Source organism: Thermolongibacillus altinsuensis (genome assembly GCF_004341205.1).
In the GTDB taxonomy this organism is placed as follows: Bacteria; Bacillota; Bacilli; order Bacillales; family Anoxybacillaceae; genus Thermolongibacillus; species Thermolongibacillus altinsuensis.
On the sequence record NZ_SLUL01000029.1, the window covers coordinates 1 to 14165 of the forward strand.

General features: G+C 31.1%; 11 protein-coding genes and 1 pseudogene. 11 read left to right on the top strand and 1 reads right to left on the bottom strand.

The annotated features are described in order from the left end of the window. Positions 1-102: 102 nt before the first annotated feature. The 11 genes and pseudogenes from EDD69_RS15620 to EDD69_RS14990 all read left to right on the top strand — a co-directional run. Positions 103-339 (top strand): annotated as a pseudogene (locus EDD69_RS15620) (tyrosine-type recombinase/integrase); the annotation flags it as partial. A 698-nt stretch (positions 340-1037) separates the two neighbouring features. Continuing rightward, positions 1038-1637, top strand: a complete 600-nt coding sequence (locus tag EDD69_RS14945) for a lysophospholipid acyltransferase family protein (protein WP_041637613.1) — start codon at positions 1038-1040, stop codon at positions 1635-1637. Between the two features lie 1432 nt (positions 1638-3069). Further along, a complete protein-coding gene (locus EDD69_RS14950; RefSeq protein WP_165871815.1) occupies positions 3070-3342 on the top strand; it encodes an acyl carrier protein in 273 nt (90 codons plus the stop codon). Continuing rightward, complete coding sequence (locus tag EDD69_RS14955) at positions 3342-4415, top strand: GNAT family N-acetyltransferase (RefSeq protein ID WP_132949694.1); 1074 nt, start codon at positions 3342-3344, stop codon at positions 4413-4415. The genes EDD69_RS14950 and EDD69_RS14955 overlap by 1 nt, the downstream gene beginning before the upstream one ends. A 19-nt stretch (positions 4416-4434) precedes the next feature. After that, entirely contained in the window at positions 4435-5559 is a 1125-nt protein-coding gene (locus EDD69_RS14960; protein ID WP_132949695.1) for an acyl-CoA dehydrogenase family protein, read from the top strand. Positions 5560-5574: 15 nt separating this feature from the next. Next, a complete protein-coding gene (locus EDD69_RS14965) occupies positions 5575-6723 on the top strand; it encodes an acyl-CoA dehydrogenase family protein (RefSeq protein WP_132949696.1) in 1149 nt (382 codons plus the stop codon). A 23-nt stretch (positions 6724-6746) separates the two neighbouring features. Next, positions 6747-7937, top strand: a complete 1191-nt coding sequence (locus EDD69_RS14970) for an aminotransferase class I/II-fold pyridoxal phosphate-dependent enzyme (protein WP_243643135.1) — start codon at positions 6747-6749, stop codon at positions 7935-7937. After that, the gene (locus EDD69_RS14975) at positions 7927-8904 is read left to right on the top strand and encodes an NAD-dependent epimerase/dehydratase family protein (RefSeq protein ID WP_132949697.1); all 978 of its coding nucleotides are present in this window, start codon (positions 7927-7929) and stop codon (positions 8902-8904) included. Before EDD69_RS14970 ends, EDD69_RS14975 begins: the two co-directional genes overlap by 11 nt. Before the next feature lie 30 nt (positions 8905-8934). Next, a complete protein-coding gene (locus EDD69_RS14980) occupies positions 8935-9591 on the top strand; it encodes a methyltransferase family protein (protein ID WP_132949698.1) in 657 nt (218 codons plus the stop codon). 20 nt (positions 9592-9611) lie between these two features. Next, a complete protein-coding gene (locus EDD69_RS14985) occupies positions 9612-12263 on the top strand; it encodes a PEP/pyruvate-binding domain-containing protein (protein ID WP_132949699.1) in 2652 nt (883 codons plus the stop codon). A 35-nt stretch (positions 12264-12298) separates the two neighbouring features. Continuing rightward, positions 12299-13591 (top strand): MFS transporter, encoded by a 1293-nt coding sequence (locus EDD69_RS14990; RefSeq protein WP_132949700.1) that lies wholly within the window; start codon positions 12299-12301, stop codon positions 13589-13591. Positions 13592-13778: 187 nt separating this feature from the next. On the opposite strand, the gene EDD69_RS14995 is transcribed toward EDD69_RS14990, so the two are convergent. Then, positions 13779-14165: transposase (locus EDD69_RS14995; protein ID WP_132949701.1), on the bottom strand; the 387-nt coding region annotated here is incomplete at its 5' end.

A 14165-nucleotide genomic window follows, 5' to 3' on the forward strand; every position in this document is an offset into this window, starting at 1 on the left:
CAGCTATCGCATGAAGCATAGAATTTCCATTTTCAGCGATGAAACTGTTCAAAATTAATGAGCAAAAAGTGTTCAATTTTACTTGACGGTTACAATTGACCAATTGACTATATTCCCGATTATGTGTTAGAGCAACTATTCACTCATATCAATCATCTTCACAAAGAGGTTCAGCCTATAATATGGGTAGCTTTTAAAACAGAATTGCGGATTTTCGATGTATTAGGCTTAACGCAAGATTGTTTAGTTAAATTAAATAGAAAATATTACATTGAAACTAACATAGAAAAAACGTATGTAAAAGGATACCGTATTTCGATTGATGATGAATTAGCCGATGATTTTAAATGTTTTAAAGCATTATTAATCAATTTGGTATAATGTTGATAAATATATAAAGATATTTGAGTAAGACGGTATAATAATGCCAATATTTTTATTAAAAAATATTTAACTCCACATAGAAAGTTAATGTAAATTGGAAGAATATCGCGTATGGGCAACAACATGATTTATTATATTGAAAAAGAAGCAAATAGAAGGGGATTAAAGGTATATGAATATCAAATAGTAGTGTTATTTAAATAAATATGGCAAAGCCAAAGAAATATTATTGAAAATAAAATTGATAAAGTAGAAAAAGAATATGCTATATCTATCCCTAAAACTTTAAAAGAGAATACAGAAAATAATAAAGTTAATACTTTAGTGGATTGCAAAACTTTAGACGAACCTTTTGTAGCTGTTGGTAACTTTGTTCAATCTAAAATTAACCCATCTTTACATGGAATGATGAACATGTTAGGCTTGGTACCTAACGAAATAAGGAGTTGAGGTCGTCCTTTTGCTAAAGAACACGTCCGCAGAGTCTTCATGTCAAGTCATCTAGAGCCATTTTATAAATGAAAGGCAGGGGATTTACACAATACCCTAGATTTTTGTTGAGTCATGATGGGAAAATATGTTTTAATTTACAAAAAATATTTTTGTTAGAATAACCTAATAATTAATACTATTAAATAGAGGTGAGAAAAATGATGTATCATATTGTAGCTAAAATTCTTTATTTTATAATTAAATTATTTAGACTATTAGAAGTTAGAGGTAAGGAAAATATCCCCAAAAATAAAAATTATGTAGTAACATGTTCTCATCGTGGGTGGGTAGATGTCATTATGCTTGCTATGTCTCTTTATCCGACACAAGTACATTATATGGCAAAAAAAGAGCTATTTAATTCTAGATTAATAGGGACATTTTTAAAATATTTAAATGCTTTTCCTGTAAATCGCCAAAATCCTGGACCGAGTACCTTAAAAATTCCTATGAAATTATTAAAAGAAAATAAAATTGTAGGAATTTTTCCAAGTGGTACTAGAACTAATGAGGAAGTGCCTTTAAAAAGAGGTGCAGTAACAATTGCTATTAAAGCTAATGTTCCTATTTTGCCAGCTAGTTATCATGGTCCTACTAATTTGAAGGAAATACTAATAGGTAAAAAGGCTACTGTCATCTTAGGTGAACCCTTATATTTTGATAAACAAAAAGAAGAGATGGATAAAGATGAGTTATTAAGCTATTCACTAAAGCTGCTGGAAAATAAAATGAAGAACCTTGAGAAGACATTTATTAAATAGAACAAATTTACTAATCTGTGAATCTTCAGCTTGTCGACAAAGTCGACAAGCTTTTTTATTATTGGTAATCGGATACAGGTGTTTCCTCATTCTATGATATTCGTATGCATAGACGCTATTCATGTAGTAGCTCTTTTATTTGTGTTTTCTACAAGAAAAAATGGTTCTTACGGTCTTTTTGGGAGCGATTTGATATGATTCTGATAGAAATTTTTATTGTTGTTTTATTGAAATCACAAATTACAGCCTGTAGAGAACACGTTTTTCTAAAAGAGAGAGCCTAGCTTGATCATATATCATTCATTTGAGTGTTCTAGAAAACCATTTATATGGGAAAAGAAAAGAGCGTTTAACCGCCTTAAATCGCTACGCAAACGCTGAGCATAACGATAGCCACGCGCCTACAACAACCATTTTGGCAAAAACCAAAAAGTTTACTATGAATACCCCTTTATGTAATACCCCAGTGTATATTACTGCATAAACATTTGCACTTTTCTTGTAAACCTATAGAAGAATCCGAAGGAAACTAAGCAAGGTTAAACATAGTTACGAATCCCTTTATTTTTATTATTTCAGTGTAGTTAATGGTAAGATATCTTCCCAAATTATTGTAAGAACCACTTTTGCAAAAAACAACATATATTGTTCATCGGAAATCTTTTAGCCTTGTTGGGGCAATGAAAATTAGGTACTTTCCCAATAAATCAGATGGTTAGCTTTGTTTAATAGAATATCTAAGATGTTCAGCACCATTGTAATAGAGTGCCTCCAATGAATCTACAATCTGCTTATCGACTATTTCCATTCTTTCATTCAGTAGCGAGTGTTTTTTTGTTGAACCACATAAAATCGTATTTTCTAAATCTTTGTCAGTTAACAGTTTTTTTCTTTTCCGCTATTTTCATAAATTGATTTTATGATATATAAAGCGTTTTGATCATGCTTTTAGTAATCTGAAGTGTCTTGTTATGTCAATTTTTTCAATCTGAACTTATATAGACAGAAAAACAGATTTTTTACTAGTAAAGCATCCCCCTTTGATGAAGAAGCTAATTTTCTTATTCGATATTCTTTCATTCAAAAATTTAAGGTTTTGATGTTACGATGCTAGGATGTTTTCTTTTTTCCAATGTTGATTGAATGACTTTTAGATAGAAATAATTTTGATTCTAAACTAAATAGCCTCCTTTTTACTAAGAACAGTATAAAAAATCTTTGAGATATTTCCTAGACTCATGTCTAACGAGCTTGATATTAATAATTTAAATTTTGTAACAATATTAAATTATTGACTAAATTATCAATTGTAACAATATTAAATTATTGACTAAATTATCAATAATTATTATATTATTACTATAATGTAATTTTATTACAAATATATACGAAATATTACATAGTTCGATATTTAAAAGAAAGGATGATACACATGGAAACTGCTAAAGTTCAAAAAATTTCTTTTGAGGAAGTAGAAAAAAAAGTAATTGAAGTTATCAAAGAAGAATTAAATATTGAAACGGTTAATTTAGATTCAACACTAAAAGATTTAGACATTGATTCTCTAACATTTGCGGAATTACTTGTTAATTTAGAAAGCGAATTTGATACGGAGATTGAAGTAGAAGAAGCTTTAAATGTACAAAATGGAGATGTTAAGGTTAAAGACTTTATTCAAGCAATTTTTGGAGGACTCAATAAATAATGGTATCTCATACATTAGAAGTAAGGTATGGACGTGTGGAGGATTACATTCTTGATTTTATCGAAATCGCTAACTCATTATATAGTGACGATCCTAACTGGATTCCTTTGCGTAAAGAAGAAATTCTTCAGCAGTTAGGACCAACTGATTCATATCTAAAGCGTGGAGAAAGAAGTATTTTTATTGTGTATAGAAATGAAAAGCCAGTAGCAAGAGCTTTAACGTCTTTTGATTCGGAAAGTTCAGGGTTATTTGAGACTCCTACTGGATTTTTCTCACACTTTGAATCAATTAATGATCTTGAGGTAGTAAGAGAACTGTTTAAATACATTACAAATTGGTTTGAGAAAAGAGGAGTAGTTACCATTATGGGGCCTATGACCCCTAAAATCTCAGATACTAGAGGTTTATTAGTTGAAGGAGAAGGACGCCCTCTTTTCGGTATGCCCTATACAAAAAAATATTATGTGGATTTACTTAAGAATATTGGTTTTTCTGAAAGTATGAATATGTTTGAATATATCATCAAACTTCAACCTCCTTATGAAAAATTAAAAACAGTTAGCAAATTTGTTAAAAAGAAAATTCCAAATTTAAATATCAGGCCACTTGATTTACCAAACCTAAAGGAAGATATGAAAAAAATTATAGAAGTTTACAATGAAGCATGGAAAGAAAACTGGGGGTTTATACCATTAAACGCAAAAGAGTTTTATGAAGCATTTCTTCAAATTGTTCCTTACTATCAGCCTGACTATTGCTTAATTGCAGAAATTGAGGGGCAATTAGTGGGATTTCAAATGATTATGCCAGACTTAAATAACAATAGCGATCTAAATGTATTTCGTGCTTTCTTTATAGGAGTTATACCTCAATATCGTAATTGTGGTGTCGAAGGATTACTCTTATCTGAAGTACTAAACAATTTAGCTATAAAATACCAAATTGATTATATACATGTGGCATGGGTTTTAGAGAGTAACAAAAAATGGCGAAAAGAAATTGAAAAAATTGCAGGTAAATCAAATATTAGATTAAAAAAATATGTGATTTTACAAAAAAATACTGTTTAAACAGGAAGGAACGTATAGTATGAGTACCAGGACATTAGAGTCTATAAAAGTACAAATTGACGAGATAGTAGAAAAAGATATTGTACCTCACCTAGAATTCTGGGAACAAGAAAGAATTGTTCCCTTCCATCTTATAAATAATCTGGGATCAAAGGGTATCATTGAGAATATATGTAGGGAACCAGATGGTTTTGATAACAAATTATATTTGGCAAAAAAAATAGGAAAGTTATCTTTGGGAATTTCTTCGACTATTCTTAATACCTTGAATATTCCCTTATACCTTCTTAGAAACTACGCAAATGAAGAATTAAAACAAAAATATTTATCACCGTATTTACAGGGGAAATTAATAGGTGCAGTTGCAATTACTGAACCACATGGTGGTTCGAATTTCATCAATAATTGTGAAACAAGGATTAAGATCTATGAAAATCACGTTGAACTATCTGGAAAAAAACACTTCATTTTAAACATACCTGGTGCAGATTTTGTAATTGTCCTTGCGAAATCTGGTAATGGTAATATCTTATCTCATACATTGGTTTTAGTGCCCTTAGATTTGATAGATTCAAATGGTATTTTTATTGAAAGAATTCAGACATCAGGCTTACATACAGCTGCCCTTGGAATTATACACTTTAACAATGTTTTACTTCCCAAGGAGTATGTTATCGGTCGTTTACATAAAGGGCTAATTTATCTAGAAAATGCGTTAACTGAGGAAAGATTAGTTGGAACTTATGCTCTTATGTCAATGACTGAAGAGGTGATTAGAGAAACATATAGCTATGTTAATAACCGTCCTATGTTTGAAAGTAAGTTAGCTGACTTGCAATCAGTAAGGCATAAACTAGCTGAACTTTCTGCTGAATACGAAATAGCGAATTTGTTTTTAGAAGATGTAATTAAACAATGGCGTGCCCAAAAATCCAGAGATTCCTCGACAAAAGCAGCAATGGCAAAGCTAGTTTGTACTCAGGCTGCTTTAAAGGTGATTAATGGATGCTTACAGTTATATGGAGGACGAGGATTTCTACATGAGTACAAGATAAGTAGAATTTATCGAGATGCATTAGGATCAACATCCTTCGCTGGTACTCTTGAAATGATGAAAGAAATCATATCAAATCGAAAAATCTAAAACAAGGTGAAACATATGACCTACTCTGTAACTCATACTATTTTTAGAGAAGAAATAAAAAGTATTATAGATAAATATATTAAACCTAATGTAGATAGATGGGAACTGAATCAATCTGTTCCTCGTGAATTGTTTCAAATATTAGGTAAAGAAAATCTACTTGGTCTTACTATTTCTAGAGAAAATGGAGGACGAGGATTAGATATTTCTTATACATTAATCCTAGTGGAAGAATTGATGAAGATTAATGCAGTAGGTATAGCTTCAAGTATACTAATACAACTGAATACAGTTGTTCCTTTGCTTGCACGTTTTGGAAATGATCATATTAAAGAACAGTTTCTTACCCCAATTATAAAAGGAGAAGCTATAGGTGCTCTCGCAGTAACTGAGCCTTCAGGAGGATCAGATTTATTGAAGAGTGTTAAATGTCAAGCGGAGAGACACGCAGATAAGTGGATATTAAATGGAGAAAAAATGTTTATTACAAACGCACCTATTGCTGATAAATTAGTTGTACTTGTCAAAACAAAAAATTCTCAAAGTCCGCTCAGTATGTCGTTATTGGCAGTAGACACAAGAAAAAAAGGGTATTCGGTTAACCAATTATTTAAAATTGGTCAAAAATCATCGCCGATTGGTCACATCCATTTTGATAATTACGAAGTTCCAATCGAAAATGTTATAGGCAAATTGAATAACGGGTATATGATGGTAATTGATGTACTTTATGAAGAAAGATTTATTATTGGTTATGGAGCTATATGTTTGGCCAAAGAAGCGATAAAGCAGACGATTAACTTTTTAAGTAAACGCTTCTATAAAGGTAAGGAAATTATTAATTATCAGTCTATACGTTATGAATTAGCAGAATATCTGTCTAAAATTGAAGCATGTAAGTCAATTGTGAATGCAGTTGCTGATTCTATCATAAAAGGAAAAATAGATAGAGCGCGAGCCACTATTATTAAATTTCATCTTTGTGAAATTGCACAACAAATTATTCAAAGATGTCATCAACTTCATGGAAGTTATGGGTTATATGAAAACAGTTGGATAGATAAGGCTCTTAGAGATGTGAGGATTATGAGTGTATACGCCGGAAGTTCAGAAACAATGAAAGATTTTGCTAGTGTAAATCTTATTCCAAGTTTGTATAGATAGTAAATTAAAATAGGAGAGCAATGATGATGAAAACCACTGTAAGACCTAAATACGATGTATCAAAATTTACGAATTGGAAAGATGAAGGGGTATATCCGTTTCTTCCAACAATAGAACAAACTAGTAATAATTATATCACTATTACAGATAAGGGAAAAATGTTAATGTTTGGTTCTTGTGATTATTTAGGTTTATCACAAAACGAATATGTTAAAGAACGCTCTATTGAAGCAATTAGAGAATTTGGTACAAACACTTTGGGAGCTCAAATTTTTTGTGGATATACAAAGATTCATAATGCTTTAGAAAAAAAGTTAGCCTCGATGTTTAATAAGTCTTCTTCCATACTCTTTCCGTCAGGAATGGCAGCCAATTTAGGTGTGTTATCAGTTATAGCAACTTCTGAAGATGTTATTATTAACGATCGATTAAATCATATTTCTATCTTCATGGGTAGTCATTTATCTGGTGCACAATTACGTTCTTTTCCACATAACGATCTTCGAAAACTAGAGTCAATTTTAAAACAGTCCATGGATAAACGTAAAAGAATTATAGTAGTTGATGGACTATTCAGTGCAGACGGTGATTATGCTCCATTAGATAAAATTTGTGAATTATCAAAAATTTACAATACGATGATTGTAGTAGACGAAGCACATTCATTTGGTGTTGTTGGACCAAATGGTTTAGGAGTTGCTGAACACTTTGATGTTTTAGACCAAATAGATGTTATTGTAGGCACCATGAGTAAAGCGATAGGAAGTGTAGGCGGCTTTGCAATAACAAAAGAAGAAATCGCAGAAGAGATTAGACACTATGCACCATCTTACACAAGTTCTCGTGGTTCTGTGCCGGCAGTAGCGGCAGCATCTCTTGCTTCTTTGGAATTTATTGAACAACATGGAAAAAAACTCAGGGAAAGACTTTGGAATAATACCGAATATCTTATTAATACACTTAGAGAAGAAGGCTTTAATATCCTGGATACTTGTAGCCCTATAGTACCGGTTATAATTGGTGATGAAGATAAAACAGTTAAAGTAGCTAATTGGCTTATGGAAAATGGTTTGTTCGTAGCGACCATGATTCCACCTGCTGTTCCAGTTAATCAAGGAAGACTTCGAATTGGTGTAACTAGTTCACATACTATTGAAGAATGTAGACGTGCAGTTAAACTACTCAAAGAGGTAAGAAACATTTATGAATTCTAGAATTTTAATTACTGGGGCTACAGGTTTTATTGGTAGGCACTTATTAGAAAAGTTACTAAATAGTAATAACTATGTAAGATGTTTCGTTCGAAATAAAAATACTATTACACATTTGAACGGTAGATTTGAAATATTTGAGGGTGATTTATTAAACTTTCATGATTGTTTCGATGCACTAAAAGATATAGATATCGTATACCATATAGCTGGTTTGGGATTATCTAGGTTAAAACAAAATCCAGTTTTTAATGAAGTTTCAACTAAAACTTTATTAGAAGCTGCTATTAAGCATGACCGCAAATTTAAATTTATATATGTAAGTTCCATTAAAGCAGTAGGTCCTTCTTCTAAAGGTAAAATTAATGAGAACCAAAAACATAACCCCACAGATAATTATGGTATCAGTAAAGCAAAAGCAGAGGAAGAAATTCTAAGAATAAATAGCAAAAAGATAACTAGGGTTATCATAAGACCTCCAGCTGTATACGGTCCAGGTGATCGTAATTTATTACCACTTTTTAAATTGATGAAGAAAGGATATCAACTGAAACTGTTAGGTACAAAACTTAATTACTTTAGCATGGTATATGTTGAAGATTTAGCCGATTGCTTACTAAAAATTCCATCACTGTCTCATACGTCAGACATTGTTAATATCTCACATACAGACATCCATAATTGGAATGAGTTTTTTGATTTAACCAATCAAATCAGTGAAAGAAAAGTTAAAAGGATTTATTTACCGCTTAAAATTACTTACTACTTACTACTAGCTATGTCTTATGCATTTAAAGTTCTTGATAAACAAGAACTGTTACCATTATCTAGAGTCAACGATCTGTTGAACTATAATTGGTGTGTGGATACAACAAAATTATCAAAGATATATGGGTTGTCGTGTAACACCAGTTTAACAGAAGGAGTTAAAAAAACCTATTATTGGTACAAAGAAAATGGATGGCTTTAATAGAAAATTTAAAATCAAGAGGCGATAATTATGAAGAGAAAATTACGTATAGACATTTTAATAGTCTTAATATTGCCCTATTTACTAGGGCTTGTTTTATGTATTACTTTGTTTCCATCAAATAAAGAAAATTATTCTATATTTTTTCAAGGGTGTTTGATCGTATTATTAGGGCTCTTTGTAGAAAGTATCACTAATTTTGAGTCCTATAAAATAAAATCTAAAGATAATGGAATTTTAAGCGGTCTATTAATCTCGATATTTCTTTTATTAATTACTTTAAACTCTTATTATAATTTATTCTTTATGCTTAATAAAAATATACAAACTTTTACATATATTATAGGCCTGATTTTATTCGTCTGTGGTGGATATTTAAGAGTGAAAGCAAAAAAAGATTTACAAGGTTATTTTTCACACTCTTTGAAAATAGATCAAAACCATCAACTAATAACAACAGGACTATATAGATACGTTAGACATCCTGCATATTTAGGTACAACTTTAGTTCTTATCAGTACTTCATTGATTTTTAACTCTTGGATCGGTTTCTTTCTAGTTGTTTTGCTATCGCCACTAGGAATTAAGCGAATACAAAATGAAGAAAAAATGCTTATTGATAAGTTTGGAGATGATTATATTAGTTACTCAAAACAAGTGAAAAGAATAATTCCATATTTATTTTAATGTTAGGTGGGGAGATATAGATGACTTATATTAAGTCATGGAATGAGGCTTTTGGTTTAAACGTAAACCTTATAGGTGGTAAAGGTTATAATTTAGCAAAGTTACATCATTACAGTTTTCCTGTTCCAGAGGGTGGAATACTTACTACAGAGGCTTACGAATCTTTTATTAAATTTAACAATCTGTCACATGTGTTAAATAGGGCAAATAATATTAATATTGATAACTTAACTAGTAATGAAACCTTTGAAATTCTTGAAAGTATACAAAGTAGTATTATGTTGGGAGAGTTTCCTGAAGATATAACCAATGAAATCAAATCGTTTTTAGGACAAACAAATTTAGAAAATTATCCTTTAGCAGTCAGATCTTCCGCTACGGCCGAAGATTCCACTAAATATTCTTTTGCTGGTATCCATGAAACTGTACTAAATGTTAAGGGATTAAACGATGTATTAGAGGCAGTAAAGAGATGCTTTGCCTCCATTTGGTCTATACGGGCTGTAGGTTATCGAAGAAAATTCGGAATTAATGACAGTGAATTAATGCCTGCAGTTGTTATAATGCGTCTTATTGAACCTAAATGTTCGGGAATTGCTTTTACATGCAACCCAATAACTGGAGAAAAAGATCAGTTACTTATTCACGCAAATTTTGGTCTCGGAGAAACCTTGGTAAGTGGAGAAGTGGATCCTGATGAATATATTGTAAGATATTCAGGTCTGCAAACAGAGTTAATAAATGTCCGTTTAGGTAGAAAAGAAAAAACACTAATTCTAGATTCTAATAGTAGAGAACTTAGATTAAAAGAACAAACAATATCTACAAAACAGCAAGTTTTAACTTCAAAAGAAATCTTAGAATTAAGTAAAATAATATTAAGAGTTTTCGAAACAATTGGGGATATGATTCAACATCAAGATATTGAGTGGGTCTTTGATGGTAAAATTTTCTACATAGTTCAAACTAGACCTGTTACGATTATTAGTGAGAAAACTTATCCTGAATTAATTGATGAAAAAATCATTTGGTCTAATGCCAATTTTAAAGATGTAATGCCTAATGTACAATCCTTTCTCTCTTGGAGTATCATAAGGGATCCGTTGGAACAAATGGTACTCACTCCGTTTAAGTTAGCAAATTATCCAATTCTTAAAGGTTTGGAACATACAAAAATCTATAATGGCAGAGCTTATATGAATTTATCTGCATTACAGTGGGAAATGTATGATGCTTTTGGTATTCCTCCTCGAATATTTAATAGAGCATTAGGAGGACATCAACCAGAAATTAAATATCCAGTTAAAGAGGAGAGAAATATAAAGAAAAAAGTTATAAGAACCTTACGTAAAGTAATTACGTTAGTAAAAATGGTTAGATTATCTAAATATGCTGAAAGATTATTTAAAGAAAAGATTAAGTCAGCAGATAAATTAAGAAACCTAAATTTGAAATCCTTAGATAATAAAGAATTATTGAATATTTTCTATGCCTATTATAAAGAACTTCTAGAATACACCCCTCAAGCACAGGTTTTAAATACTTTATCTGGGTTCTATTTCACTACCTTAGAAACACAACTAAGAAAGAAATTCGGTGATGATGGCATTACTCTTCTTAATAAGTTATTAAAAAATCAGGGGAATATTACGAGTGCGCAACAAGGTTATGAACTTCAGTTACTTGCTGATATTGCAAAACAAGATCCAGAAGCCTTAAATTTATTCCGTTTAGAAAGTTTTGAATCATGGGACTGTTTTCTTTCTGAAAAATCAATATTCAAAAAGAAATTTAAAGAATACTTACGTAAATATGGACATCGAGGAATATATGAATTGGATATAAGTAACCCTCGTTGGAGAGAAGATCCAAATTATTTACTTCAAATCATACAAGAATATGTACAAAATAATTTGAAAGAATATACTCTACTGAATTCCGAAAACAGTGATTTGTTGTTGGATGAAGTTAGAGGACTCAACAAACTTATTATTAATTTGCTATTATGTAAAACAGTGTCCGGTTTTGAAAAAAGAGAAATGGCTAAGTCTGTTTTAGCTCATTTACTTGAATGTACGAGAAAACTATTACTTGAAATAGCTGATAGATTAGTTGAAATGAATTTTTTAAAGAATCGCAATGAAATTTTTTACTTAGGATGGTTTGAAATTATAGGTCTTCTCAATCAAGAATGGGGAGGAAGTGGCCTTGAAACACTTATTAATCATAGAATAAAACTTATCGAGGAATATGAAAACAAACCTTATCCAAACATAATAATCAATGATATTCCTAAATTTATAACTCAAAGTATTTCTAATGATAACAATAAATATTCACTAAAGGGGCTTGGAGTAGCATCCGGTAAAGTAGAAGGTATCTGTAGAATTGTTAAGCATCCTAGTGAAGCAATACATCTAAAAAAAGGAGATATACTTGTAACAAACTCTACAGATCCATCTTGGACACCTCTATTTTTAAAAGTATCAGGAATTATTATGGAAACAGGAGGATATCTATCACATGGTGCCATTGTAGCACGAGAATACGGTATTCCTGCTGTAGTAAACGTTGCAGGAATAATGAATTTTCTTAAGGACGGACAACGTGTAACTGTTGATGGTGATAAGGGAGTAGTATTAGTCGAAAATGTAGGAGATAAAGAATTTTAAAAAAAATAAACAAAGAGAGTTGATTTTATTAAATTATGGAACAAAAAGATAAGGTAAAAGAGATAAATATAAAAGGATTATTTAGAACTATATGGATTGCGAACTTATTTTCCATCTTTTCCACATTGAATATTAATTATTCGTTGGGTATTTGGACTATAGAAGAGTATCATTCTACAATGAGCTATACTCTTGTTTTCTTATTTACTTATTTACCTAGTATTTTCTTATCTCCATATACAGGTGCATTAGTTGATAAAATAAATGTAAAAACCGCAAACCTTTTATCTATTATAGGGTTACTTATAAACACAATAATATTATTTATGGTCTTCATCTTAAAGAACGAGTCCCTGCTAATTATATACATGTTTGTTGCATTTAATTCAGCTTTTAATACTCTCCAATGGAGTGCTTTTCAGAAGATAGTTTATCTTTTATTTAATGATAAAACAACAAATGAAATAACAAAAGCTAATGGTTTTGTTCAGGCGGCGCAATCCATTTCTTACTTACTATCACCAATATTTTCAACATTAGTGTTAGGATTGGTTTCCATAAATTTAATTATTTCTATCACTGTAATATTGTATATAGTTTCTTTAATTTTATTAAAAAATGTAGTATTGCATTCAAAACCTATCATTTCAGAAGGTAAAAATACTTGGTCTGAAATAAAAGAAGGTTTTTTATTTATAAAAAATAATAGACCGATTAGCTTATTAGTAATGTATTTTACTTTTAATTTCTTTTTATTAGGTATGGTCAATGCCTTGATAACACCGCTAGTTCTTAGTTTTGCTAATAAAAACAGCTTAACAGTTGTTTTAACGAGTAGTGGAATAGGTATGGTTTTTGGTAGTATAGCCATTTCTAAGTGGGGAGGACCTAAAAAGAGAATTAGAGGCGTATTAATACCTACGATTCTTCTTGGAGTGTCTATTATTATGGGAGGATTAAGGGAATCTATTTGGCTAATCAGTGTTTCTGGATTTATAGCTTTTTTTCTCATACCAATAATTAGAGGCTGTGGCACATCTATAATACAGTCATTAACACCTTATGAAATATTTGGACGTATAATATCTATAGCTAGAATGCTGTCAATTTCTTCTCTACCCTTAGCATATCTGATTGCAGGAACTACAATAGACCATATGTTAGTTCCTTTATTTAAAGAAAATAGTCAATTAGTTGAAATAGTTTATTTAATAATTGGTAGGGGAGAGATGAGAGAAATCGGACTACTTTTCGTAATCTTAGGCATTTTTACAGTGATGCTAGGGATAATAGGTATGTTTTCTTCAAATTTAAAAACACTTAAATAAATTAAACAAAGCAGATGTTGTTACAAAAATTACATTAAAAACTTAATATTTTGCACGAGATAGATAGGGTATCTCTGAAATGGATTTGGAATAGAGGGGGGCTGTTTCCTCCACACAGGAGACTGAATATTCAGTCTCCTGTGTGGAAAGGGAGAATCCCCTTATTTTGTTTATTTACAATATTTGGTTAACAATAACGTTCTTCAAACATTCGCTGGAGGGCTTCATGAGCTTCGGCAAATCCTCGTAACTTTCGTCCTGCCCATTTCTCGTTAAAATCTTGAATAGTCAAATACACGATTTTTTCAGCGGCTTCTAAGCTACTCAAACTGTTCATGGGCTTGGGACGTTTCCGAATCTCCTTGATCGTTCGTTCAATGGCATTCGTCGTATAAATCACACTTCGAATACTGCTTAGATAATCCATAAATGTAAGGAGGACATCCAACTCATTGGCCCAAGATTGAACTTCTCTCGGATACTTGCTTGACCATTTCGACTCAAACTGTTGAAACATCTGTAACGCCAACTCCTTATTCGGTGCACGATAAATCAGTTTGAGATCCTCTGCCAC

Coding starts and splice junctions, on each gene's coding strand:
- EDD69_RS14945 (WP_041637613.1), top strand. CDS start 1,038: ATGTATCATATTGTAGCTAAAATTCTTTATTTTATAATTAAATTATTT.
- EDD69_RS14950 (WP_165871815.1), top strand. CDS start 3,070: ATGGAAACTGCTAAAGTTCAAAAAATTTCTTTTGAGGAAGTAGAAAAA.
- EDD69_RS14955 (WP_132949694.1), top strand. CDS start 3,342: ATGGTATCTCATACATTAGAAGTAAGGTATGGACGTGTGGAGGATTAC.
- EDD69_RS14960 (WP_132949695.1), top strand. CDS start 4,435: ATGAGTACCAGGACATTAGAGTCTATAAAAGTACAAATTGACGAGATA.
- EDD69_RS14965 (WP_132949696.1), top strand. CDS start 5,575: ATGACCTACTCTGTAACTCATACTATTTTTAGAGAAGAAATAAAAAGT.
- EDD69_RS14970 (WP_243643135.1), top strand. CDS start 6,747: ATGATGAAAACCACTGTAAGACCTAAATACGATGTATCAAAATTTACG.
- EDD69_RS14975 (WP_132949697.1), top strand. CDS start 7,927: ATGAATTCTAGAATTTTAATTACTGGGGCTACAGGTTTTATTGGTAGG.
- EDD69_RS14980 (WP_132949698.1), top strand. CDS start 8,935: ATGAAGAGAAAATTACGTATAGACATTTTAATAGTCTTAATATTGCCC.
- EDD69_RS14985 (WP_132949699.1), top strand. CDS start 9,612: ATGACTTATATTAAGTCATGGAATGAGGCTTTTGGTTTAAACGTAAAC.
- EDD69_RS14990 (WP_132949700.1), top strand. CDS start 12,299: ATGGAACAAAAAGATAAGGTAAAAGAGATAAATATAAAAGGATTATTT.